Origin of the sequence: Amaricoccus sp. (genome assembly GCF_017993425.1) — a bacterium.
In the GTDB taxonomy this organism is placed as follows: Bacteria; Pseudomonadota; Alphaproteobacteria; order Rhodobacterales; family Rhodobacteraceae; genus Amaricoccus.
Genome location: NZ_JAGOMQ010000004.1, coordinates 1 through 24,388, shown reverse-complemented (window position 1 = coordinate 24,388; position 24,388 = coordinate 1). Strand labels below are relative to the sequence as shown.

Below are 24,388 nucleotides of genomic sequence, written 5' to 3'. Positions count from 1 at the left end.
GGCAAATCCGTCCGCGATCGCCCCTCGGGGGGCGAGCGCGATTCCGCGCTCGCCGGGGCGACCACGGACGGATTGCGCGCTTCCGGAGAAATCTCGACCCCTGACGGCCTCCCCGCCACCGCGCTCCGGCCGTCGGCGCGGCGAAAGCCGTGCTTTCGCTTGTCGCGCCGTGGCCTCGCGGGCAGAGCCCGCTTCGGTCGGCGGCCCAGCGGCTCACCAAACCCCTTGGGAAGGCGGACAGGTGTATGCCGAACTGTTCGGAGCGGTTCGGGGGCGACGGAACCTCGAAGTGAAAACCGCCTCGCGAGATGCGCTGCCTCGCCGCCCGAAGCCGCGCGCTTTCCGTTTCTTCCGCGACGTGATACCCCGCCGCTTCGCCCCGGGGACCCGCACATGGACATCACGCTCTACGACACCCGCACCCGCGCCAAGGTCCGGCTGGACCCGGTCGTCCCGGGCAAGGCGTCGATGTATGTCTGCGGCCCCACCGTCTACGACCGCGCCCATATCGGCAACGCCCGTCCGGTGGTGGTGTTCGACACGCTCTTCCGCCTGCTCCGCCACGTCTGCGGCGCAGGGAACGTCACCTACGTGCGCAACATCACCGACGTCGACGACAAGATCATCGCCCGCGCCCGCGAGAGCGGCCGCGAGATCGGCGCGATCACCGCCGAGACGACGCGCTGGTATCACGAGGACATGGACGCCCTCGGCGCGCTCCGCCCGACCTTCGAGCCGCGCGCGACCGAGCATATCGGCGGCATGATCGCCATGATCGCGCTCCTGATCGAGCGCGGCCACGCCTACGCCGCCGAGGGGCACGTGCTCTTCTCGGTCGGCAGCTACGCGGACTACGGCAAGCTGGCGCGGCGGTCGCTCGAGGACATGCGCGCCGGCGCCCGGGTCGAGGTGGCGCCCTACAAGCGCGACCCGATGGACTTCGTGCTGTGGAAGCCGTCGGGCGAAGGCACGCCCGGCTGGGACTCGCCCTGGGGCCGCGGCCGCCCCGGCTGGCACATCGAGTGCTCCGCCATGGCGCGGGCCTTGCTGGGCGGAACCTTCGACATCCACGGCGGCGGCGTGGACCTCGCCTTCCCCCACCACGAGAACGAGCTGGCGCAGTCCGCCTGCGCCCACCCGGATGAGGGCTTCGCCCGCATCTGGATGCACAACGGGATGCTGAACGTCGAGGGCGAGAAGATGTCGAAGTCTCTCGGCAACTTCTTCACGGTCCGTGACCTTCTCGACCGGAAAATCGCGGGAAAAGTGATCCGCTTCGTGCTTTTGTCGACGCACTACCGCCAGCCGATCGACTGGACGCAGAAGAAGACCGCCGAGGCCGAGACGATCCTGCGCGGCTGGGCGACCGGCCTGACCGACGTCGAGGAGGATGCCGACCCCGCCCCCGAGGTCGTGGAGGCGCTGGCCGACGACCTGAACACGCCGGCGGGGATCACCGCCTTGCATCAGCTTGCCCGGAGCGGCCGCCTTGCCGAGTTGCGGGCCTCGCTCGCGCTCCTCGGCTTCGACCTTCGGGCGGATGCGGGCACGGCGCTCGGACATCTCGGCGCGCTCAAAGCCGAGTACGAGCCGGCGGTGCGGGAGCTTCTGGAGTTGCGCCGCGAGGCGCGGACGGCGCGTGACTTCCGTAGGGCGGACGAGCTTCGGGACGGGCTGGTCGCGGCCGGCGTGAAGGTGATGGACCGCCCGGACGCGCCCAGCGACTGGGATCTCGGTCCCGATTTCGATCCGGCGAAGCTGGAGGGCCTGAGAAAATGAGCGAGCTAGCCGAGACGCTCGCGCCCGCGGGCGCGGACGCCGCAGCCAGGGAACGGCTCTATCTCTACGACACCACGCTCCGCGACGGGCAGCAGACGCAGGGCGTGGATTTCTCCGTCGAGGACAAGACGCGGATCGCGCGGGAGCTCGATGCGCTCGGCGTCGACTACGTCGAGGGCGGCTGGCCGGGGGCCAATCCGACCGACAGCGGGTTCTTCGAGGCGGCGCCGCGGCTCGACCGGGCCACGATGACCGCCTTCGGGATGACCAAGCGCGCGGGGCGGTCGGCGGCGAACGACGACGTGCTGGCGGCGGTGCTGAACGCCGGCACCGGCGCGGTCTGCCTCGTCGGCAAGACCCATGTCTTCCATGTCGAGACGGCGCTCGGGATCACGCTCGACGAGAACCTCGCGAACATCCGCGAGAGCGTCGCCCATGCGGTCGGGCAGGGGCGCGAGGTGCTGTTCGACGCGGAGCACTTCTTCGACGGCTACCGGGCGAACCCGGGCTATGCGGTCGACTGCCTCAAGGCGGCGCTGGCGGCGGGGGCGCGCTGGGTGGTGCTCTGCGACACCAACGGCGGCACGCTGCCGGGCGAGGTCGGCGCCGTCACCGCGGCGGCGATCGCCGCCGGCGTCCCCGGCGAGCGGCTGGGCATCCACACCCATGACGACACCGGCAACGCCGTGGCCTGCTCGCTCGCCGCGATCGACGCCGGGGCGCGGCAGGTGCAGGGGACGCTGAACGGGCTCGGCGAGCGCTGCGGCAACGCCAACCTGACCACGCTGATCCCGACGCTGCTCCTCAAGGAGCCCTACGCCAGCCGCTTCGAGATCGGCGTCACCCGCTGCAAGCTCGCCGGGCTGACCCGGGCGAGCCGCGCGCTCGACGAGATCCTGAACCGCGCGCCCGATGCGAGCGCGCCTTATGTCGGGGCCTCGGCCTTCGTCCACAAGGCGGGGCTGCACGCCAGCGCGGTGCTGAAGGACCCGGCGACCTACGAGCATGTCGAGCCGAAGCTCGTCGGCAACGCCCGGCTGATCCCGATGTCGAACCAGGCGGGGCTCTCGAACCTGCGCAGCCGGCTCGGCAAGGCAGGGATCCACGTCGAGGCGGGCGATCCCCGGCTCGCCGCGATCCTGACCGAGGTGAAGGCGCGCGAGGACCGCGGCTACGCCTATGACAGCGCCTCGGCCTCGTTCGAGCTCCTCGCGCGCGAGATGCTCGGCATCCTCCCGCGGTTCTTCGACGTCGAGCGCTACCGGGTGACGGTGGAGCGGCGGCGGAACGCGCGCGACGAGACGATCACCGTCTCCGAGGCGGTGGTGGTGGCGCGCTTCGGCGACCAGCGGGTGATGAGCGTCTCCGAGAGCCAGGACCCGCTGACCCATGCCGACCAGGGCCCGGTCAACGCGCTCAGCCGCGCGCTCGCCAAGGATCTCGGGCCGTATCAGGCCTGTATCGAGGACATGAAGCTTGTCGACTTCAAGGTGCGCATCACCTCCGGCGGCACCGAGGCGGTGACGCGCGTCCTCATCGACAGCGAGGACGGGCAGGGCCGGCGCTGGTCGACGGTGGGGGTGAGCGCCAACATCGTCGACGCGAGCTTCCAGGCGCTGCAGGACGCCATCCTGTGGAAGCTGGTCTCCGAGGGGGCGCCGCCGGCGTGAGCGTCCCCACGAGCGCGGCATGAGCGCCCCGTGACGGCGGCGGACTGCGCGGCGCTGGTCGCGCGCGGCGACCCGGAGCGGTTCCGCACCGCGCAGGCGGCCCCCGCCGGCCCGGCCCGCGACGGGCTGATGGCGCTCTACGCCTTCAACCTGGAGCTGGCGCGCGCCGCCTGGGCCGCCTCCGAGCCGCTGCTCGGGCAGATCCGCCTGCGCTGGTGGGACGACGCCTTGGGCGAGATCTTCTCCGGGGCGCCGCCGCGGGCGCACGAGGTCTGCGCCCCCCTCGCCGCGACGATCCGCGCCTCCGCCCTGCCCGAGGCGCCGCTCCGGGCGATGGCGGCGGCGCGGGAATGGGATTGCGACCGCGAGGATTTCGCCAACGAGGCCGCGCTCGCGGCCTATCTCGAGGACACCGGCGGCGGGCTGATGTGGCTCGCCGCCCGTCATCTCGGCGCGCCGGAGGCCGCGGAGGCGACGGCCCGCGCCGCCGGTCGCGCCGCCGCCGCGGCGGCGTTCCTGCGCGCCGCGCCCCGGCTGCGCGCGCTCGGGCGCCGGCCGCTGCCCGAGGGCGCGGCGACGGCGGAGCGGCTGGCGCGCGCCGCCCTCGGCTGGCTGGCCCGCGCCCGCGCCGGGCGGCGGGCGCTCCCCGCCGCGGCGCTGCCGGCGCTCCTGCCCGCGGCCCCCGCCGGGCCGGTGCTGCGCGCCGCGCTCCGCCGCCCGGCGCTGGCGATCGAGGGCGGGCTCGACCCGTCCGAGTTCGCGCTCCGCGGCCGCGTCGCGCTCGCCGCGCTGACGGGGCGATGGTGAGCGCGCGACGGAGAGGCGCAGCCCCGCGGCCCGGTGGCGATCGGCCAAGCCGGCGTGCGCCGGCGACGGGAGGGGCAGGGATGCATCGCGGCAGGGAGGGGCTCGAGGCGGCGCTGGCCGGGGTGCTGGCCGCGCCCAAAGGACGAGATCGCCGTCGGCGGCGACCGCGCACGAAAGCTCGGCCCCCGGGCGGAAGCGCGGCAGCGGGCCTCCCGGAAGGCGCGGTGCAGCGCAAGGCCCGATCTGCCGCCCGGCATCGTCCGGCGCGGCGTACGCAAGGCCGGCGTACGCAAGGCCCGAACGGCCGGCGCTCCGCCGCCTCGATCCGCCGCCCGGCGGCCTCCGGCGCGCGTCGCTCCCGCGGTCCTGACCACCCCGTGACCCGCGCGCGGCCCTCGCCGCGTTGACAGGCGACAAGCGCCGAACCAAACCTCGCGGACCCCGAGCGAGGAACCCTGTGCCCATGATCCTGCTGAGCGTCATCGTCGCCGCCCTGACGGCCGGCATGGCCGCGACCCACGTCGCGAGCCCCGAGGCGATCCCGCAATACGTGATCTGGTCCGGCGTCGTCATGGCGCTGCTCACCTGGCGCGCCGCGGGGATCATCACCTACCTGCGCATGTTCGTCGCCGGCTACGCCGTCGCCTTCGCCGCCTTCGCGCTCGGCTTCATCGTCTTCGGCAACGGCGGCCTGCCGGAATGGACGCCGGGCTGGATGCAGACGCTTCAGCCGAAGCCCTTCCTCGCGCTCGCCTTCACCGTCTTCGCGGGCGCCGTCATGGTCATGGCGCGGCTGCCGCTCATCCACGAGACGATCGGCCTCTCCGAGCACTACTTCTCCAGCCGCGATCCCAGCCGGCTGCGCTACCTCCCGGTCCTGCCGCTCAGCGAAGGGGCCATCGGCCGCGCGTTCCTCCTAGTGATCATCCTGATCAACTTCGTCCAGACCTACCTGCTCATCCTCTTCAACACCTGGCAGGGGGCGCTCTTCGACAGCTTCCAGAACATGGACGAGGCGGCGTTCTGGCTCCTCGTCACCACCTTCCTGTTCCTCGCCGGCCAGTGGGTGGTGTTCTCGGTCGTCGAGTATCTGCTCGGCCAGTACATGCTGATCCGCTGGCGGCGGCACATGTCGCGCGAGTACGTCGCCGACTGGCTGGAGGACGAGCGCCACTACCGCATCCAGTTCGTCGGCGAGATCGCCGACAACCCCGACCAGCGCATCTCCGAGGACATCCGCACCTACGTCACCAACACCTACTCGATCTCGTCCTCGCTGTTCTCGACCTTCCTCTCGCTCGCCGCCTTCGTGCAGCTGCTCTGGGACCTCTCGGGGCGCTTCCGCGTCGAGGAGGGCCATCCCTTCCTGGAGTGGCTGACCGCCGTCCCCGGCTTCCTCGTCTGGGTCTGCATCGCCTACGCGGCCCTGGCCACCGTGGTCGGGCACCTGATCGGTCGGCCGCTGATCCAGAAGAACTACAACAAGGAGCGCACCGAGGCCGACTTCCGCTTCGGCATGGCCCGGATGCGCGAGTTCAGCGAGCAGGTGGCGCTCCTGCGTGGCGAGGAAGCGGAGAAGGCCGCCCTCTACGCCAAGTACGACCGCCAGGTCGAGGCGACCTACAGCCTCGTGCGCACCACCCGCGACCTGCGCATCTTCAGCTTCTCGATCAGCCAGATGACCGACGTGCTGCCCTACGTGCTGGTCGCGCCCGCCTATTTCGCCGGGGTGGGCTCGCTCGGCGGGCTGCAGCAGACCGCGGGGGCGTTCTCGCGGGTGCAGTCGGGCTTCTCGATCTTCCTCGATCTCTACGAGACGCTGGCGCTCTACAAGGCGGCGGTCAACCGTATCAACGGCTTCCGCCGGGCGCTGGTCGAGGCCCGCGCTATCGCCGGGGCGCAGCCGATCGCGCTCGGCGCGGCGGCCGGAGACGCCTTCACCGTCGCCGACCTGACGCTGCGGCTGCCCGACGGCCACGCCATCGCCCGGGTGCCGGAGCTCAGCCTCGCGCGGGGCGAGAGCGCGATCGTCACCGGCCCCTCCGGGTCGGGCAAGTCGACGCTGTTCCGCGCGCTGGCGGGGATCTGGCCCTTCGGCAGCGGCCAGGTGGGCGCGCCGCGCGACGAGAGCGTCATGCTGTTGCCGCAGCGCGCCTACCTGCCGCTCGGCACGCTGCGCGGCGCGCTCGCCTATCCGGCCCGGCCCGACAGCGTCGAGGGGGCGGAGATCGAGGCGGCGATGCGCGCCGTCGGCCTCGGCCACCTCGTCCCGCGGCTCGACGAGACGGCGCTGTGGAGCCAGGCGCTCTCCGGCGGCGAGCAGCAGCGCGTCGCGGTGGTGCGGGCGCTCCTCGCGCGACCGGACTGGCTCTTCCTCGACGAGGCGACCGCGGCGCTCGACGAGCCGATGGAGGAGGCGGTCTACCGCATCCTGCGCGAGCGGCTGCCCGGGACGACCATCGTCTCGATCGGCCACCGCAGCACGCTCCTCGCCTTCCACCGCCGCCATCTCGACATGGAGCCCGACGCCGCCGGCGTCTTCGTCCCCCGCGACGTCCCCCCCGACGCGGCCGCGGCCCCGGCCTGACGGAACCCGGTTTCGCCGGCTCCTCCATAAACAAAAACGCGGATACGACCCTTTCGCGCGTGTGCGAGGCTACCGCGCCGGAGCCAGGGCCTAGAGCTTCATCCCGCAGGCCGAGGCGGCCTGGCGGATGGCGGCGCCGGAGCCGGCGAGCGGGAAGCTCGCCGTGCCGGCCCGGGTGCGGACCTGCGCCCCGCCGCCGGCCATAAGCGAGCGCAGGAGCGGCGCCGAGGCGGCGGTGTAGAGGATGCCCTTCTCCGCGACGAACGGCAGGGCGACGCCCCGCCCGTCGATCGCGACGCCCACGTCCTCGGCGCTCCGCCCCATGCCGGCGATCGCCAGCAGGCCGTGGCCGCCGACCTGGCAGAGGAAGCTGAGCGACCTCCCCCCGGGTATCTCGACCCCCGCATACTGCGCGGTCCCCGGCCGTCCCCCCGCGGTCCACGCCGCCTTCGGAGCCGGCGCCGCCGCCCGCGGCTGCGCCGCCTGCGGGGCCACGCACATCCGCTCCACGCAGTCGTTGTATTGCCGGCTGTCCGCCCCCGGCGAGTTGGCGAGGCACTGCCAGACGCAGCGCTGCTCCTCCTCGGGGCTCATCTGCTGCGCCCACGCCGGCGCGACGGCCGCCAGAACCCCGAGCCCGAGCCCGAACATGAGCGCAACCCCGCGCCCGGCGGCCGATCCGGCCATGTCTGGATCCCCCCTGCTGTCCCCGCGCCCGAGCTTTCCCCGAAACGCCCGACCGCGCAAGCCTCTCACCCGTTCCGCCGCGCAAGCGCCACGCGGGCGGCGGCGTCGGCGGGCACGGCCACGAGCGCCTCCTCCGGCGCGGGAACCATCAGCCGCGCCGCGCCCCTCCCCGCCTCGCCGAGCCAGAGGGCGAAGTCGCCGGGCGCGATCACCACCGGCATCCGGTCGTGGATCGCCGCAAGCCTCGCATTGGCCGGGCAGGTCACGATGGCGCAGGTCGGGATGCGCTCGCCGGGTCGGCCCCACGCCTGCCAGACGCCGGCGAAGGCGATCGGCCCGCCGGCCCGCGGGCGGATCGACCACGGGACGCGGGCGCCCTTCCCGCCGCTCCACTCGTAGAACCCGTCGGCCGGGATCAGGCACCGCCGCTCGCGTGCGGCCTCGCGGAAGGCGGGCGCCGTCGCCAGCGTCTCGGCCCGCGCGTTGATCAGGAGCGGCGGCTGCTTCGGCGCGCTGCGCCACGGCGGCGGCAGCCCCCATCGCATCGCCTCGATGCGCCGTCCCCCCGCGACCGGGACGACCGCCGGGATCGCCTCCGTCGGGCTGACGTTCAGCCGCGCCTCCTCCGGGCCGAGCGGCCCGATGTCCGCCTCGAAGAGGCACGCCATCGCGTCGAAGGAGGAGGTGATCATGTAGCGCCCGCACATGGCCCCAGCCTTACCCGCCGCCGCCGCCGCTGGCGATGGGCCTCCGGCGCGATCGTCCCGAGGAGAGTCCGGAGGAGGCGGGGCTTTTCCTCGGCGGGGGCGGGGGCTAGAAGGTTCGCCCACGCCCTGACGCCGCCGATCCCGAGGCCAAGCAATGGAAAAGACCTTCGACGCCGCCGCCGAGGAGCCGCGGATCAGCGCGCTGTGGCGCGAGGCCGGGGCCTTCGCGGCCGGCGCCCATGCCCGGCCGGGGGCGGAGGCGTTCGCGATCCTGCTGCCGCCGCCGAACGTCACCGGCAGCCTGCACATGGGCCACGCCTTCAACCACACGCTGATGGACATCCTGACGCGGTGGAAGCGGATGCGGGGCTTCGACACGCTGTGGCAGCCCGGGCTCGACCATGCCGGCATCGCCACGCAGATGGTCGTCGAGCGCGAGCTGGCGAAGGCGGGGAACGCCAGCCGGCGCGAGATGGGCCGCGAGGCCTTCGTCGCGAAGGTCTGGGAGTGGAAGGCGCATTCGGGCGGCACGATCCTGCGCCAGTGCGAGCGGCTGGGGGATTCGTTCGACCTCTCGCGCAACGCCTTCACCATGTCGGGCGCGCCGCAGGCGCCAGCGGGCGAGGAAGGGAACTTCCACGACGCGGTTTTGCGGGCCTTTGTCACACTTTACGAGCGCGGGCTCATCTTCCGTGGCAAGCGGCTCGTCAACTGGGATCCGCATTTCGAGACGGCCATCTCCGATCTCGAGGTCGAGCAGGTCGAGGAGAAGGGCAGCCTGTGGCGGCTGCGCTATCCACTGGAGGGGGGCGCGACCTACGAGCATCCGGTCGCCTTCGACGAGGACGGCAGGCCGACGGCGTTCGAGACGCGGGACTATCTCGTCGTCGCCACCACGCGGCCGGAGACCATGCTCGGCGACACCGGGGTGGCGGTGCATCCGGAGGATCCGCGCTATGCGGGCCTCATCGGCAGGACCGTGCGGCTGCCGCTGGTCGGGCGGTCGATCCCGATCGTCGCGGACGCCTATGCCGATCCGGAGAAGGGGACCGGCGCGGTGAAGATCACCCCGGCGCACGACTTCAACGACTGGGAGGTCGGCAAGCGGGCGGGGCTCGCGGCGATCAACGTCATGGACACCCGGGCGCGCATCGCGCTCCGGGACAACGCGGATTTCTGGCGCGGTATCGACGGCGGCGACGAGCTCGCCGACCTCGACGGCGCCGACCGCTACGAGGCGCGCGAGACCATCGTGGCGCTGGCGAAGGATCAGGGCTGGCTCGACGGCGTCGACGCCGAGACCCATGCGGTGCCGCATGGCGACCGCTCCAAGGTGGCGATCGAGCCGTTCCTGACCGACCAGTGGTACGTCGACGCCGAGAAGCTCGCCGGGCCGGCGATGGCGGCGGTGCGCGAGGGGCGGACGCGGATCCTGCCGGAGAACCAGGAGAGGGTCTATTTCCACTGGCTGGAGAACATCGAGCCCTGGTGCATCTCGCGCCAGCTCTGGTGGGGGCACCAGATCCCGGTCTGGTACGGCGACTGGGTCGACCCGCAGGGCCGCCTGCCGCACGAGAGCGGCGATGAGCCTCCCACGGACGAGCCGCATGTCTTCGCCGGACAGCAGGGCCGGCTGGTCCGCGCCTTCTGCGCCGCCAGCCGCGACGCGGTGCGCGAGGATGCCGAGGCTTGGTATCGCGCCCGCATGGGCGAGCGGGTCATCGTCCGCTTCGAGGGCGAGGAGGGCGACGTCGCCGGTGAGTTCCCCGAGGAGGCCGACGCCGCCTTCGTCATGCTGCGGCGCGACCCCGACGTGCTCGACACCTGGTTCTCCTCCGGCATCTGGCCTCTCGGCACGCTGGGCTGGCCGGAGGAGACGGAGGATCTGCGGCGCTACTATCCGACCTCCGTCCTCGTCACCGGCTTCGACATCCTGTTCTTCTGGGTCGCCCGGATGATGATGATGCAGCTCGCCCTCGTCGGCGAGGCGCCGTTCCGCGACGTCTACGTCCACCCCCTCGTCCGCGACGAGAAGGGCAAGAAGATGTCGAAGTCGCTCGGCAACGTGCTCGACCCGCTGGAGCTGATCGACGAGTACGGGGCCGACGCGGTGCGCTTCACGCTCGCCGCCATGGCCGCCATGGGGCGCGACCTGAAGCTCTCGAAGGACCGGATCGCCGGGTATCGCAACTTCGGCACCAAGCTCTGGAACGCGGCGCGGTTCGCGGAGATGAACGAATGCCGCCCCGTTCCGGGCTTCGACCCGATGGGCGTGCAGCTGACGGCGAACCAGTGGATCGTCGGCGAGACCGGGCGGCTCCGCGTCGCGCTCGACGCGGCGCTGGAGGAGTATCGCTTCAACGACGCCGCGGCGGCGCTCTACGCGCATGTCTGGGGCAAGGTCTGCGACTGGTACGTGGAGTTCGCCAAGCCCCTCCTCGCCGATCCGGCGGCGGCGGCGGAGACGCGGGCGACGATGGCCTGGGCGCTGGAGCAGTGCCTGATCCTGCTGCACCCGATCATGCCCTTCGTCACCGAGGCGCTGTGGGGGCAGACGGGCGCGCGCGACGGCGCGCTGGCCCTGGCCGACTGGCCGGCGTTCGGGGCGGAGCTGATCGACGCCCAGGCCGACGCGGAGATGAACGCCGTGATCGGGCTCGTCGAGGAGATCCGCTCGGTGCGGGCGCAGATGCACGTGCCGGCCGGCGCGAAGGTGACGCTCGTCACCGTCGACGCCGCCGATCCGGCGTGGCTCGAGCGCAACCGCGCGCTGGTTTCGCGGCTGGCGCGGGTGGAGCGGTTCGAGCGCGCGGCCGAGGCGCCGCGGGGGGCGGTGACGCTGACCGCGGGCGGCGTCGCCTTCGCGATCCCGCTCGCCGAGGTGATCGACATCGCCGAGGAGCGGGCGCGGCTGGGGAAGACGATCGAGAAGCAGGAGCGCGAGGCGGCGGGCCTGCGCGGCAAGCTCGGCAACGCGGGCTTCGTGGCGCGGGCGCCGGAGGAGGTCGTCGACGAGGCCCGCGCCCGGCTGGAGGCGCTGGAGGAGGAGATCGCCATCCTCGCCGCCGCGCGCGACCGTCTCGCGGGTCTGTAAGGCCCCTCTCCTACGTCAGGGGCGGGCCCCCCTCGCGCACGCCAACGGCGCGGGGCCGGGCTGTCGAGACCCTCGCCTTCCCGCCGCGCGAGGAAGCGAGGGCGATCTGAAGGGATTCCTCTCCCTCCTGCCGCGCCAGGGGCGCGCGGGGTCGGTCTGTGGGGACCCCGCCCTCCCGCCTGATGCGCGCGGCGGGCCCGCCCACGGAACCGCGCTCAGGGGCTCGGGGTCGCGGCCTCGATCTCGTCGGCGATGCGGGTCCAGGCCTCGACGGGCTGGGCGCCGGAGACGGCGTAGCGGCCGCCGAGGAGGAAGGTGGGGACGCCGGTCACGCCCATGGCGCGGGCGGCCTCGGCCTCTGCCGCCACCTCGGCGCGGTCGGCGTCGCCGGCGAGGAGGCGGGCGATCGCCGCGCCGTCGAGGCCGGCGGTCGCGGCCGCGCCGCTGAGGACGGCGGGGTCGGAGACGTCCTCGCCGGCCTCGAAGTAGCGGCGGAAGAGCTCCATGGCCACCGCGGTCTGCCGGCCCTCGGCGGCGGCCCAGCGGATGACGCGGTGGGCGTCGAGGGTGTTCGGGGCGCGGCGGATCGCGGCGAAGTCGAAGGCGAGGCCGACGGCGTGGCCGGCCTCCTCCAGCCGGGCGTGGACCGGCGCGACCCGGGCGAGGTCGCCGAACTTCGCCGTCATGTGCGCGGCGCGGTCGCGGCCCTCGGGCGGGATGTCGGGGTCGAGCTGGTAGGGCTTCCACGACAGCGCGAAGGGGCTCGCGCCCCGCGCCTCCAGCGCGCGCAGGAGCTGGGCGGCGCCGAGGTAGCACCAGGGGCAGACGACGTCGGAGATGATCTCGAGGCGGGTCATGCCGGCGGCGCCGCGAAGTAGTCGGCGAGGATGCGGGCGTGGACCCGCTTCATCGTCTCGATGTCGGCGACGGCGACGCGCTCGTCGGTCTGGTGCATGGTCGGCGCGTGAAGGCCGACCTCGACCACCGGGCAGTGGTCCTTGACGAAGCGGGCGTCGGAGGTGCCGCCGGTGGTGGAGAGCGCCGGCGTGATCCCGGTCTCGGCCGCGACCGAGCGGACGACGAGGTCGGTGAACGGCCCGGGCTTCGTCAGGAAGCTCTCGCCGGAGACCTCGAAGCGGACGGCGAGCCCGGTGCGGAACTCGGCGGCGACGCGGTCGGCCTCCTCCTCGATCCACGTGGAGAGCGAGGCGGAGCTGTGGGCGTCGTTGAAGCGGATGTTGAGCGTGGCGTGGGCCTCGGCCGGGATGACGTTCGAGGCCGGGTTGCCGACGTCGACGGTGGTCAGCGCCAGCGTCGAGGGGCCGAAATGCTTCGTGCCGCCGTCGAGCTTGCGCGCGGCGAGGCGGTCGAGCAGGCGGACGAGGGCGGGCAGCGGGTTCAGCGCCTTCTCGGGATAGGCGCTGTGGCCCTGCTTGCCGTAGGCGGCGATGCGCGCGGTGAGCGAGCCGCGCCGGCCGATCTTGATGGCGTCGCCGGTGCGCTCGGCGGAGGTGGGCTCGCCGACGATGCAGTGGTCGAGCGCCTCGCCGTTCGCCGCCATCCAGTCGAGGATCGCCACGGTGCCGTCGACGGCGGCGGCCTCCTCGTCGCCGGTGATCAGGAGGGCGATGGAGCCCGCCGGGGGCGTGGCCGTGACGAAGTCGATCGCGGCGGCGACGAAGGCGGCGACGCCGGACTTCATGTCGGCGGCGCCGCGGCCGTAGAGCCAGCCGTCGGCGGTCTCGGCGGCGAAGGGCGGGTGGCGCCAGGCCTTGGGGTCGCCGGTCGGGACGACGTCGGTATGGCCGTTGAAGCCGAGGACGGGGCGGGCGTCGCCCCAGCGGGCGTAGAGGTTGGCGACGCCGCCGCGGTCGCAGCGGACAGCGCGGAAGCCGGCGGCCTCGAGGCGCGCGGCGAGGAGCGCGAGCGCGCCGCCTTCCTCCGGGGTCACGGAGGGGCAGCGGATCAGCTCGGCGGTGAGCGCGACGGGATCGGTCATGGCTGCCTCATCGGATGCGCGCGGACCCTAGCGCGGGCGCTCCGGCGCGGCAACGTCGCGGCGGGGTATCCGTGGCGGGGGATCGGGACGGAGCGGCGGGCGGCAAGGGCCTATCACGCGTGTTATGGTAGTTATGTTATTGAAAATACAGACTTATCACAGGAGGGGGTCCGTGAGGGCCCCTTGGGGCTTGCGGAGCAAGGATCCGGCGAGGGCGGGGCTTCCCGGGGTTGGCGTGGCCGTCAACCTTCATTGCCATCGCGCACACTGCACGACACCTGTCTGCTCTGCTGGATCCACGGGGCGCGCGCGCTGGCCGACCGACCGACCGACCGAAGCGGGCTTGCCCGCGAGGCCCGGCGCGACAGGCGAAAGCACGGCTTTCGCCGCGCCGACGGCTGGAGCGCGTTGGCGCGGAAGCCGTGAGGGGCGCCGATTTCTCCGGGAGCGCGCCATCCGTCCGTGAGCGCCCCGGCGAGCGCGGAATCGCGCTCGCCCCCCGCAGGGGCGATCGCAGACGGATTTGCCACGGGTCAAATCCGTCTGGCGTCACCGTCGCGGCCAGCCTCGGGGCCGGGCTTCCTCTCCACTGTCGTGCAGTGTGGCCATCGCGTAAAGGGATTCAAAATACATCATATAATTCAATCAGTTGATCAGGGTTGCGCGTGCGCAACCCTGTGTCGCCGCGTCTCCCGCGTCAGAACGTCGGGGGCGTGTTGATCCACAGGAGCACGGTCTCGCCGTCGCTGGCGTTTCGCCAGGCGTGGTGGCGGCGGCTCTCGAAGTAGATCGAGTCGCCGGGGTCGAGCTCGTGGCGGTCGGCGCCGTCGAGGGTCACCTCCAGCCGGCCGGACAGGATGTGGAGGAATTCCTCGCCGTCATGGGCGTAGGCGCCCTCGCTCCCGGCGCCGGGGGCGAGCACGAAGCGGTGGCAGTCCATCTGGCGCAGGCCCTCGGCGAGGAGCTGCACGGTGACGCCGGGGACGGTCGCCGGCCAGGTGCGCCAGGTTCGGGCGCGGACCACCTCGGTCGCCGGGCCGGGCGAGAGCGACAGGGCCGAGACGGTGGTGTCGTAGAAGGCGGCGATGCGGTGGAGCGCGCCGAAGCTGACGCCGCGGGAGGTGCGCTCCAGCGTCGAGAGGGCGGAGGGGGCGACGCCGACCTCGGCGGCGACCTTCTCCAGCGTCAGCCCGGCGGCGTGGCGGAGCGCGCGCAGGCGGCGGCCGAGCGCCTCGCCGGTCTCGGGGGCGTCGGGGCCGGGCTCGTCGGCCGGGCCGGCGAGGGCCGCGCGAATCGCCCGGGGCGCGAGCCCGCCCTCGCCGCGCATCCAGGCGACGCGGCGGGCGCGCTCCAGGTCGTCCTCGGCGTAGCGGCGCTGGCCGCTCGCGGTGCGGCGGGGCGCGAGCAGGCCCTGCATCTCCCAGAGCCGCAGCGTCGAGGCGGAGACCCCGATCATCCGCGCCACGTCGGAGACGCGGTAGACGCCGGCCCCGCGCGCGCCATCTTCGACGGTCTGGTGCGCGCTGTCGTCCATGTGCCTCCGCCGCCGGCCGGGATGCCTCTTGCATTCCTACAGAAACAATGTAGGAAATGCACGATCAAATTCCCTGCAATCCGAATGTAGGTTTTCCCGGAGGATTCGCATGACCACCGCCCTCGCCGACCGCCGCGCCGCCGCCATCGCCCGCGGGGTGGGCGTGACGACGCAGATCTACGCCGACCGCGCCGAGAACGCCGAGATCTGGGACAAGGAGGGGCGGCGCTACATCGACTTCGCCGGCGGGATCGCGGTGCTGAACACCGGGCACCGGCACCCGAAGGTGATGGAGGCGGTGAAGGCGCAGCTCGACCGGTTCACCCATACCTGCCACCAGGTCGTGCCCTACGAGAACTACGTGGCGCTGGCCGAGCGGCTGAACCGGCTGACGCCGGGGGACTTCGACAAGAAGACCATCTTCGTCACCACCGGCGCCGAGGCGGTGGAGAACGCGGTGAAGATCGCGCGCGCCTATACGGGCCGGCAGGCGGTCGTCGCCTTCGGGGGCGGCTTCCATGGCCGGACCTTCATGGGCATGGCGCTGACCGGCAAGGTCGCGCCCTACAAGCTCGGCTTCGGGGCGATGCCGGGCGACGTGTTCCACGCGCCCTTCCCGGCCGAGACGCAGGGGGTGGGCGTCGAGGACGCGCTCGCGGCGCTGCGGCGGCTCTTCGCGGCGGACGTCGATCCGGCGCGGGTGGCGGCGATCATCCTCGAGCCGGTGCAGGGCGAGGGCGGGTTCAACCCGGCCCCGACGGCCTTCATGACGGCGCTGCGCGAGATCTGCGACCAGCACGGGATGCTGCTGATCGCCGACGAGGTGCAGACCGGGTTCGCGCGGACCGGCAAGCTCTTCGCGATGGAGCACCACGGCGTCGCGCCGGACCTGATGACGATGGCCAAGAGCCTCGCCGGGGGCTTCCCGCTCGCGGCGGTGACCGGGCGGGCCGAGGTGATGGACGCGCCGGCCCCGGGCGGGCTCGGCGGCACCTATGCCGGCAACCCGATCGCGGTGGCCGCCGCCCATGCCGTGCTCGACGTCATCGAGGAGGAGGGGCTCTGCGAGCGGGCCGAGGTGCTCGGCGCCCGGCTGAAGCAGCGCCTCGCCTCGCTGGCCGACCGCGTGCCGGAGATCGCCGAGGTGCGCGGCCCCGGCTTCATGAACGCGGTCGAGTTCAAGGACCCCGCCACCGGCGCGCCCGCGCCCGCCTTCACCGACAAGGTGCGGCGCGCGGCGCTCGACCGGGGGGTGATCCTGCTGACCTGCGGCGTCAACGGCAACGTGGTGCGCTTCCTCGCTCCGATCACCATTCAGGACGACGTCTTCACCGAGGCGCTCGACATCATCGAGGACTCGATCCTCGCCGCCCGCGCGGCGTGAGCAAGCCGCGCGTGGACGGGGGGTGTTCATGCGTGAAAATTCGCTAAGTGGTTGATTTCTCGCGATCCGGCCCCGCGGGGCCGGATCGGCCCCGATCGGCCCGAGATCATTGCACAGTCATCAGCGCCGCATTTCGCGGCGCCGTTCGACTCACTTGAAGCTTGCGCCCTCCCTGCCCCGACCGCTCCGCGTCGGGCAGGTTGACATGCGCATGTCAACCTGCGGGCGCCGTCGGGAGGCGAGACGGCGCCGCCGGCTCTTCGCCGCCGCCGCCGCCGTCGTGTATCGCGGGATCGCGCTCAGACCTTCTCGACCGCCAGCGCGATGCCCTGGCCGCCGCCGATGCACATGGTGATGAGGCCGAGCTTGCCGCCGGTGCGCTCCAGCTCGTAGAGCGCCTTCACCGTCAGGATCGCGCCGGTGGCGCCGAGCGGGTGGCCGAGGGCGATGGCGCCGCCGTTCGGGTTCACCTTGGCCTCGTCGAGGCCGAGGCCGCGGTTGACCGCGATCGCCTGCGCCGCGAAGGCCTCGTTCGACTCGATCACGTCGAACTGGTCGGCGGTCATCCCGAGCTTCTTCAGGAGCTTGCCGACCGCGGCGATCGGGCCGACGCCCATGGTGCGGGCCGGCACGCCCTCGACGGCGTAGCCGAGGATGCGCGCCATCGGCTTCAGGCCGGCCTTCTCCGCCGCCTCGCCGCGGGCGACCACCACGGCGGCCGCGCCGTCGTTGAGGCCGGAGGCGTTGCCGGCGGTTACTGTGCCGTCCTTCTTGAAGGCGGGCCGGAGCTTGGCCAGCGCCTCGAGCGTCGTCGCCTTGGGGTGCTCGTCGGTGGCCCAGGCGACCATGTCGCGCTTCACCTTGACCTCGATCGGGATGATCTGGCTCGCGAAGTTTCCGCCCTTGATCGCCGCGGCGGCGCGGTTCTGGCTCTCCAGCGCGAAGGCGTCCTGGTCCTCGCGGGTGATCTGGGTCTCGGCGGCGACGTTCTCGGCGGTGACGCCCATGTGGCCGGTGCCCATCGGGCAGGTCAGCGCGCCGACCATCATGTCGATCGCCGCGGTGTCGCCCATCTTCTGGCCCCAGCGCGCGGAGGGGAGCGCGTAGGGCGAGCGCGACATGCTCTCGACCCCGCCGGCGAGCGCGAAGTCGCAGTCGCCGAGCGCCAGCACCTGGTAGGCCGAGGCGATCGCCTGCGCGCCCGAGCCGCAGAGGCGGTTGACGTTCATCGCGCCGGCGCTGTCGGGGATGCCGGCGTCGAGCGCGGCGACGCGGCTCACGTACATGTCGCGCGGCTCGGTGTTGATGACGTGGCCCAGGAAGACCTGGCCGATCTGGCCGCCCTCGACGCCGGCGCGCTCGAGCACCGCCCTGGCCACGGCGGCGGCGAGCGCGGTCGGCGGCGTGCCGGCGAGGCTGCCGCCGAAGCCGCCGATGGCGCTGCGGCCCGCGCCCAGGATGACGATGTCTTCGCTCATGTCCGACTCCCTCCTCGATTTGCGCGGGACCCTTGCGCGTCGTTGCGCGGGGCGCAACCCCTGCGACGCATCGTTTCGAGCCGGTCGCTTTCAAAGCGCCGCCGTTCGTGTATAGTTCGCACATGGACGCGGCGGCTGCGCTGCGAGGAGCATTCGTGAAGGTACTGATCGTCGAGCATAACCGGGATCTGGCGCGCATCTGGGCCGGGTTCCTCGGGAGGCAGGGCATGGCCTGCGTCCTCGCGGGCGCGGCCGAGGAGGCCTATGACGCGCTGCGCGCGGAGGGCTTCGACGCGCTGGTGCTCGACATGGAGCTCGACGGCGGCGAGGCGATCGCGGTGGCGGACTTCGCCACCTATCGCAATCCGGAGATCCCGATCATCGCGGTGACGGCGCGGGGGTTCTTCTCGGACAGCGCCATCTTCGAGCTGGTGCCGAACGCGCGCGGGCTGCTGCGCGCGCCGCTGCGGCTCGAGGACATGGCGGCGCTGGTGGAGCATTACGCCGCCCGCTCGGCGGAGGCGGCGCGCAAGGCGGGCGGCGCCTGAGGCCTTTGCGGCGCCGGCGGAGACCGGCCGGCCGCGGCGGGAAACCGGCCGCAGCGCGTCGGACGCCAGAGAGAGAAATGGTGCGGTCGAGAAGACTCGAACTTCCACGGGGGTTAGCCCACAGCGACCTCAACGCTGCGCGTCTACCAATTCCGCCACGACCGCACTGCCGGGGCTCGTAGCAGAGCCCCGGCAGGGCCTCAAGGGCCAAAACGCCGGCGAAGGCCGGCTGAGTTCGAGCCGGCCTTCGCCGTCGGCATGACGAAGGTCGGCACCGCGCCGGCGGGCGCTGCGGCGTCGCTCAGGACCTCGCCGCCGCCGGAGACGGTCAGCGCGGCGTTGAGGAGCGCGACCCGCTCCGGCGCGCCGGGCGCGACGACCGGGGTCGCCCCCGCCTCCATCGCCGCGATGGCGTCGCCGAGCCAGACCTCGCCGCGGTCGGCGCGACGGGCGACGCCGAAGCCCTGCATCAGGTGATGCCCGACATGCTCGCCATAGGCGGCCTCGCCGGCGGCGGCCAGCACCAGCGCCGAGCCGAGCGCCAGCTCGGCGTTGTCGGTGCGGTAGCCGACGCCGAGGCAGATGCGGGCGTTGGCGGCGATCTGCGCCGGCGGCGCGCCGGTCTCGACGATGAAGTCGCGCACCGCCGCGGTCACCTCGGCCGCGGGCTCGCCCGCGAGCTGCGCGACATAGGGCCGCATCGCCGGGGCGAAGGCCTCGCAGCGGGCGCGGATCTCGGCGGCGGGCACGCCCTGCACCGTGGCGGCCAGGCGCTCGCCGTCCTCGATCGCGTAGGTGCGGGCGAGGCAGAACTGCTCCTCCAGCGCGAAGCCGGGGTCCTTGAGCGTGGCGACGGTGACGAAGCCGCCGTTCGTCGAGGTGACGAGGCTCACCCGGTTGCAGGCGCTCGCCATCGAGGCGTCGGGCGCGGTCGCGGTCATGAAGTTCGGCAGGCCGCCGCCGGACGCGGCCGCCTCGACGACGGGCGCCTCGGGCGCGGGCGCCGCCTCCGGCGCGGGCGCGGCGAGCTCGGGCATGGGCGCCGCCGGGGCGGGCGCGGGGGCCGGCGCGGCGGGCGCGGCGGCGATCGGCGCGGCGGCTATCGCGGCGACGGGGGCGGCGACGAGCGGGGCGGCGGCCATCACCGTGGCCCCGGGCGCGGCGCCCGCGCCGGGCATCGGCACGCCCATCATCTCGTCGCGGTAGCCGAGCAGCAGCCCGCGCGTGCCCTGGCCGTAGGCGGCCATCATCTGCTGGTTCTGCGGTCCGCCGACCAGCGCGCGGTTGTAGGCGGCGATCAGCTGGGCGCGGTCGTAGTCCGAGAGGTAGCCGGTGGCGGGCAGCCCGACGAAGGACTGGTACTGCGCCACCGCCGAGCGGGAGTTGCGGCCCATGACGCCGTCGGGCGTGCCGGCCGGGAAGCCGAAATGGTTGAGCGCGACCTGCGCCTGGCGGTTCTGCTCGCGCTCGTAGGTGTTGACGACGGGCGCGTGGCGGACCACCGTGCGCGTCTGCGGCTCGCGGACGATCACCGTCTCGCGGCGCTGCGTGGCGGCGTTGCCGATCGCGCTGCCGACGATGCCGCCGACGAGGCCGCCGACGAAGGCGCTGCCGTCGGCGCGCGCCATCGGCGCGACGGGCAGCGCCACGGCGAGCGCAAGAATGCTGGAAAGCAGTTTGGGTTGAATACGCACGACACCCCCTCCGTATCCCGACTCAAAGCGGAATCCTGGCATGAAACGCCGGGATCACAAAGTCGGGACTTGCCGCGAGGTGAATGGAGCCCCAGCGTGGAGTGGCGGACGAGCCCCGGGCTCACGCCCTATCCCGAGGCGCTGGCCGGGATGGAGGCGCGCGTCGAGGCGATCCTCGCGGGCGCGGCGCCGGAGCTGGTGTGGCTCGTGGAGCATCCGCCGCTCTACACGGCCGGCACCTCGGCCGATCCGGCGGACCTGCTGGCGCCGGACCGGTTCCCGGTCTACGCGGCGCGGCGGGGGGGCGAGTACACCTATCACGGGCCCGGGCAGCGGGTCGCCTACGCGATGCTCGACCTCAACCGGCGGGGCCGCGACGTGCGCGCCTATGTCTGGCGGCTGGAGGAATGGGTGATCCGGGCGCTGGCCGCGTTCAACGTGACCGGCGAGCGGCGGCCGGGGCGGGTGGGGGTCTGGGTGGCGCGGCCGGACCGGCCGCCGGCGCCGGACGGCAGCCCGGCCGAGGACAAGATCGCCGCGATCGGCGTGCGGCTGCGGCGCTGGGTGGCGTTCCACGGGGTGGCGATCAACGTCGAGCCCGACCTCGGGCATTTCTCCGGGATCGTGCCCTGCGGCATCCGCGGCCACGGGGTGACCAGCCTCGTCGACCTCGGCCTGCCGGTGACGATGCCCGACCTCGACCTGGCGCTGCGCGAGAGCTTCGCCGGGGTGTTCGGGGCGGCGACTGGGGGCCGGTGACGAGGGCGGGCCCGGACCTCGCGCGCAGCGAGAGGTTCCCCGGGCCGGCGCCCGCGGCCTGAGCGGTCAGGCCCCGAGCTCGCGGAAGAGGCCGAGCCGGCGCAGGGCGAGCTTCTCGGCCTCGAGGAGCAGCATCAGCCCGACCCCCAGCCCGAGGACCAGCGCGCCGTCGGCGAAGGACACGGGCCGGGTGTCGAAGATCGCCTGGAGGAAGGGCGCATAGGTGAAGGCGAGCTGCGCCGCGACGACGACGGCGATCGCCGCGAGCACCGGCGGCGTCCCCAGCGCGCCGCGCCAGGTCAGCGAGCGCATGTGCAGGTAGCGCACGTTGAAGAGATAGAAGATTTCCGCCGCCACGACCATGTTGACGACCAGCGTCCGGGCGTATTCCAGCTCCTCCCCGCGCCAGAGCGCCAGGAAGAACACGAGGAGCGCCGCCCCCGCCATCAGCGCGGAGACCAGCACGACCCGCCAGACGAGGAACGGCGACAGGATCGGCGCCCGCGCGTCGCGGGGCGGGCGCGCCATCACCCCGGGCTCGGGCGGCTCGAAGGCGAGGACGAGCCCGAGCGTCGCCGTCAGCACGAGGTTCACCCACAGGATCTGCGTCGGGCTCATCGGCAGGGCGAAGCCGGCGAGGATCGCCGCCACCACCGCCAGCGCCTCGCCGCCGTTGGTCGGCAGCGTCCACGAGATCACCTTGCGCACGTTGTCGTAGACGGTGCGGCCTTCGGCCACCGCGGCGACGATCGAGGCGAAGTTGTCGTCGAGGAGCACCATCTCCGCCGCCTCGCGCGCCGCCTCGGCGCCCTTGCGGCCCATGGCGGCGCCGACGTCGGCCTGCTTCAGCGCCGGCGCGTCGTTCACCCCGTCGCCGGTCATCGCCACGATGGCCCCGTCGGACTGCAGGGCGCGCACGATCCTGAGCTTGTGCTCCGGGCTCGTCCGCGCGAACACCGCCACCCCCGGCGCCGCCGCGGCCAGCGCGGCGTCGTCGAGCGCGTCCACCTCCGCGCCGGTCATCGCCGCCATCCGGTCGTCGAGGCCGAGCTGGCGGCCGATGGCGACGGCGGTCCCGACATGGTCGCCGGTGATCATCTTCACCGCCACCCCGGCGGAGCGGCACTCGGCGATCGCCGCCACCGCCTCGGGACGCGGCGGATCGAGGAAGCCCATCAGCCCGAGGAACTCCACCCGCCCCGCCACCTCCTCCGGCGCGAGCCGCCCCGGCGCGGCGTCGAGCCGGCGGGCGGCGAAGCCGAGCACCCGCTCGCCCCCGGCGGCGAGATCGCGGATCCGCGCCTCCCACGGGCCCCCGGCCGCGCCGGCGAGCCCCAGCACCACCTCCGGCGCGCCCTTGACGAGGACGAGCCCCTCGCCCCCCGGCCCCGCATGCAGCGTCGCCATGTAGCGATGCGCCGCGTCGAAGGGGATCTCGTCGCGCCGCGCCCACTCCGCCCGCGCCCCGGCCGGGTCGAGCCCCGCCTTCATGGCGAGCGCGACCAGCGCCCCCTCCATCGGGTCGCCGACCGCGACCCAGGCGTCGCCCTCGCGGCGCAGCGTCGCGTCGTTGCAGAGGAGCCCGCAGGCGAGGATCGGCCCGAGCGCCGCGACGGCGCCGTCGCCGCCCGCCAGCGCGCCCACGGGCTCGTAGCCAGACCCCGCCACCTCCACCGCATGGCCGGGCACGATCACGTGGCGGACGGTCATCTCGTTCCGGGTGAGCGTGCCGGTCTTGTCGGTGCAGATCACCGAGACGGCGCCGAGCGTCTCCACCGCCGGCAGCCGGCGCACCACGGCCTTGCGCGCCGCCATGCGCCGGACGCCGATCGCCATGGTGATGGTCAGCACGGCCGGCAGGCCCTCGGGCACCACGCCCACGGTCAGCGCCACCACGGCGATCAGCGCCTCCACCCAGCCGAAGCCGCGCGCCAGCACCGCGAAGAGCAGAAGCGCCGCGGCCGCCGCCAGCACCACCCGGGTGAACACCGCCGCGAAGCGCTCGATCTGCTTCAGGAGCGGCGTCTCCACCGGCGCGACCTCCTGCAGCATCCGGCTGATCCGGCCGATCTCGGTGCGCGGCCCCGTGGCGACGACGACGCCGGTCCCCTGGCCGGTGGCGACCAGCGTGCCGGAGAAGGCCATGCCCTCGCGGTCGCCGAGGGGCGCGTCGGCGGCGACGGCCGCCTCGCGCTTCGCCGCGGTGACCGACTCGCCGGTCAGCAGCGCCTCGTCGATGCTGAGCCCGCGCGCCCGCAACAGGCGCAGGTCGGCCGGCACCCGCTCGCCCGCCTCGATCAGCGCCACGTCGCCGGGGACGAGATCCTCGACCCGCACCACCTGCCGCGCCCCGTCGCGCAGCACCGCGGCATGGGGGGCGATCAGGTCGCGGATGGCGCGGAGCGACTGCTCGGCGCGGCCCTCCTGCACGAAGCCGACGATGGCGTTGACCACCACGACGAGCAGGATCACCCCGGCGTCGACGAGGTGGCCGAGGAGCGAGGCCGCCGCCGCGCCGGCCAGCATCACGTAGATCAGCGCGTTGTCGAACTGCGCGAGGAAGCGCCACAGCGGATGCGCCGGCGGCGCGGCGGGAAGCGCGTTCGGCCCGACCTCGCCGAGCCGGCGCGCCGCCTCGGCCGCCGTCAGGCCTTCGGCCCGCGAGCCGGCGCCCGCCAGCGCCTCGGCGCCCTCGATCGCGTGCCAGTCGGGATGACGCTCGTCCATGCTTCCTCCGGGCAGCCCCCCTTGGGCCTACCGGCTGCGGCGGGGAATTTGAAGGCTGGCGTCCGGCGGGGGAAGCGGCAAGACTGCCCGCCGACGCGCCGCCAACCGGGAGCACCGCCAATGCGCATCGAGCCGGTCTTCCTCTTCGACATGGACGGAACGCTCGTCGACAGCGTCTACCAGCACGTGCTGGCGTGGAAGGCGGCGCTCGACGCCGAGGGGATCGGCCTCTCGGTCTGGCGCATCCACCGCCGCATCGGCATGTCCGGCGGGCTCTTCATGAACCAGCTGGTGCGCGAGCTCGGCGGCACGGTCGAGCCCGAGCGGGTGGAGCGGCTGCGCGTGCTCCACGCCGAGGCCTATCACGGCTTCGCCGGGCAGATCCGGCCGCTGCCGGGGGCGCGGGAACTCCTCGACTGGCTGGGCGCGGCCGGGATCCCCTGGGCGATCGCCACCAGCGCGCGGATGGAGACGGCCGGCGTCAACCTCGCGGTGCTCGGGCTCGACCCGGCGACGACGCCGATCGTCACCCGCGACATGGTGCGCTACGCCAAGCCCGATCCGGACCTGTTCCTCGCCGCCGCCGCGAAGCTCGGCGCGCCGATCGAGACGGCGGTGGTGGTGGGCGACGCGGTCTGGGACATGCTGGCCGCGGTGCGGGCGCGGGCGCTGGGCGTCGGCCTGCTCTCCGGCGGCTACGGCGCGGCCGAGCTGCGCGAGGCGGGCGCGATGCGGGTCTTCGACGACCCGGCCGACCTCCTCGAGCACATCGACGAGGTCGGCGGCCGCCGCTGAGCAGGGCAGGGCCGCCGCCCGAAGCAGGCCGCCCGTCGCCATCCGCCGCCGCGGCGCCTCTCGCCCCTTCTTCCTTCTTCCTTCTGCCCTTCCCCTATCGGGCAGGTTCCCCCGCCCCTTGGGGGGCGGGGGGAAGGGG

At 73.5% G+C, this 24,388-nt stretch carries 17 protein-coding genes and 1 tRNA gene; 9 read left to right on the top strand and 9 right to left on the bottom strand.

Annotated features, from left to right (window positions below; translation table 11 throughout):
• Window positions 1-393 precede the first annotated feature (393 nt).
• From cysS to KBB57_RS02835, 4 genes are all read left to right on the top strand, one after another.
• Window positions 394-1,779 carry a cysteine--tRNA ligase gene (gene cysS / locus KBB57_RS02850; RefSeq protein WP_290746487.1) on the top strand — a complete coding sequence of 462 codons (1,386 nt, stop codon included), beginning with the start codon at window positions 394-396 and terminating at the stop codon, window positions 1,777-1,779.
• The gene (cimA, locus tag KBB57_RS02845) at window positions 1,776-3,449 is read left to right on the top strand and encodes a citramalate synthase (protein ID WP_290746485.1); all 1,674 of its coding nucleotides are present in this window, start codon (window positions 1,776-1,778) and stop codon (window positions 3,447-3,449) included. The genes cysS and cimA overlap by 4 nt, the downstream gene beginning before the upstream one ends.
• A 30-nt stretch (window positions 3,450-3,479) precedes the next feature.
• Window positions 3,480-4,256: a squalene/phytoene synthase family protein gene (locus KBB57_RS02840; RefSeq protein ID WP_290746482.1), complete on the top strand. Its 777-nt coding sequence runs from the start codon at window positions 3,480-3,482 to the stop codon at window positions 4,254-4,256.
• A gap of 463 nt (window positions 4,257-4,719) precedes the next feature.
• The gene (locus KBB57_RS02835) at window positions 4,720-6,843 is read left to right on the top strand and encodes an ABC transporter ATP-binding protein/permease (RefSeq protein ID WP_290746479.1); all 2,124 of its coding nucleotides are present in this window, start codon (window positions 4,720-4,722) and stop codon (window positions 6,841-6,843) included.
• A 90-nt stretch (window positions 6,844-6,933) separates the two neighbouring features.
• Here KBB57_RS02835 and KBB57_RS02830 read toward each other — a convergent pair whose 3' ends face one another.
• Together KBB57_RS02830 and KBB57_RS02825 are read right to left on the bottom strand one after the other, a co-directional pair.
• Window positions 6,934-7,530 carry a hypothetical protein gene (locus KBB57_RS02830; RefSeq protein ID WP_290746476.1) on the bottom strand — a complete coding sequence of 199 codons (597 nt, stop codon included), beginning with the start codon at window positions 7,528-7,530 and terminating at the stop codon, window positions 6,934-6,936.
• Window positions 7,531-7,595: 65 nt separating this feature from the next.
• A complete protein-coding gene (locus KBB57_RS02825; RefSeq protein WP_290746473.1) occupies window positions 7,596-8,237 on the bottom strand; it encodes an SOS response-associated peptidase in 642 nt (213 codons plus the stop codon).
• A gap of 154 nt (window positions 8,238-8,391) precedes the next feature.
• Here KBB57_RS02825 and KBB57_RS02820 point away from each other — a divergent pair, with 154 nt between their 5' ends.
• Window positions 8,392-11,331, top strand: a complete 2,940-nt coding sequence (locus KBB57_RS02820; RefSeq protein WP_290746470.1) for a valine--tRNA ligase — start codon at window positions 8,392-8,394, stop codon at window positions 11,329-11,331.
• A 215-nt stretch (window positions 11,332-11,546) separates the two neighbouring features.
• Here the strand turns inward: KBB57_RS02820 and KBB57_RS02815 are convergent, their stop codons facing one another.
• From KBB57_RS02815 to KBB57_RS02805, 3 genes are all read right to left on the bottom strand, one after another.
• Window positions 11,547-12,188 (bottom strand): DsbA family oxidoreductase, encoded by a 642-nt coding sequence (locus KBB57_RS02815; protein WP_290746467.1) that lies wholly within the window; start codon window positions 12,186-12,188, stop codon window positions 11,547-11,549.
• Window positions 12,185-13,330 (bottom strand): succinyl-diaminopimelate desuccinylase, encoded by a 1,146-nt coding sequence (gene dapE, locus KBB57_RS02810; protein WP_290746464.1) that lies wholly within the window; start codon window positions 13,328-13,330, stop codon window positions 12,185-12,187. Before dapE ends, KBB57_RS02815 begins: the two co-directional genes overlap by 4 nt.
• A 697-nt stretch (window positions 13,331-14,027) precedes the next feature.
• A complete protein-coding gene (locus KBB57_RS02805) occupies window positions 14,028-14,864 on the bottom strand; it encodes a cupin domain-containing protein (RefSeq protein WP_290746461.1) in 837 nt (278 codons plus the stop codon).
• A gap of 109 nt (window positions 14,865-14,973) precedes the next feature.
• On the opposite strand from KBB57_RS02805, the gene KBB57_RS02800 reads away from it, so the two are divergent.
• Window positions 14,974-16,248, top strand: a complete 1,275-nt coding sequence (locus KBB57_RS02800) for a 4-aminobutyrate--2-oxoglutarate transaminase (RefSeq protein WP_290746457.1) — start codon at window positions 14,974-14,976, stop codon at window positions 16,246-16,248.
• 299 nt (window positions 16,249-16,547) lie between these two features.
• Here the strand turns inward: KBB57_RS02800 and bktB are convergent, their stop codons facing one another.
• Window positions 16,548-17,726 carry a beta-ketothiolase BktB gene (gene bktB, locus KBB57_RS02795; RefSeq protein WP_290746455.1) on the bottom strand — a complete coding sequence of 393 codons (1,179 nt, stop codon included), beginning with the start codon at window positions 17,724-17,726 and terminating at the stop codon, window positions 16,548-16,550.
• A 155-nt stretch (window positions 17,727-17,881) separates the two neighbouring features.
• On the opposite strand from bktB, the gene KBB57_RS02790 reads away from it, so the two are divergent.
• Complete coding sequence (locus tag KBB57_RS02790) at window positions 17,882-18,274, top strand: response regulator (protein ID WP_290746452.1); 393 nt, start codon at window positions 17,882-17,884, stop codon at window positions 18,272-18,274.
• A gap of 78 nt (window positions 18,275-18,352) precedes the next feature.
• Here KBB57_RS02790 and KBB57_RS02785 read toward each other — a convergent pair.
• Both KBB57_RS02785 and KBB57_RS02780 read right to left on the bottom strand, forming a co-directional pair.
• Window positions 18,353-18,439 (bottom strand) — tRNA-Leu (locus KBB57_RS02785).
• Between the two features lie 35 nt (window positions 18,440-18,474).
• Entirely contained in the window at window positions 18,475-19,968 is a 1,494-nt protein-coding gene (locus KBB57_RS02780; protein WP_290746450.1) for a peptidoglycan-binding domain-containing protein, read from the bottom strand.
• 69 nt (window positions 19,969-20,037) lie between these two features.
• On the opposite strand from KBB57_RS02780, the gene lipB reads away from it, so the two are divergent.
• Window positions 20,038-20,727 (top strand): lipoyl(octanoyl) transferase LipB, encoded by a 690-nt coding sequence (gene lipB, locus KBB57_RS02775; protein WP_290746447.1) that lies wholly within the window; start codon window positions 20,038-20,040, stop codon window positions 20,725-20,727.
• A gap of 66 nt (window positions 20,728-20,793) precedes the next feature.
• Here lipB and KBB57_RS02770 read toward each other — a convergent pair whose 3' ends face one another.
• Window positions 20,794-23,454 (bottom strand): HAD-IC family P-type ATPase, encoded by a 2,661-nt coding sequence (locus KBB57_RS02770; RefSeq protein ID WP_290746444.1) that lies wholly within the window; start codon window positions 23,452-23,454, stop codon window positions 20,794-20,796.
• A 120-nt stretch (window positions 23,455-23,574) separates the two neighbouring features.
• Here KBB57_RS02770 and KBB57_RS02765 point away from each other — a divergent pair, with 120 nt between their 5' ends.
• Window positions 23,575-24,249, top strand: a complete 675-nt coding sequence (locus KBB57_RS02765; protein ID WP_290746440.1) for an HAD family hydrolase — start codon at window positions 23,575-23,577, stop codon at window positions 24,247-24,249.
• Window positions 24,250-24,388 lie beyond the last annotated feature (139 nt).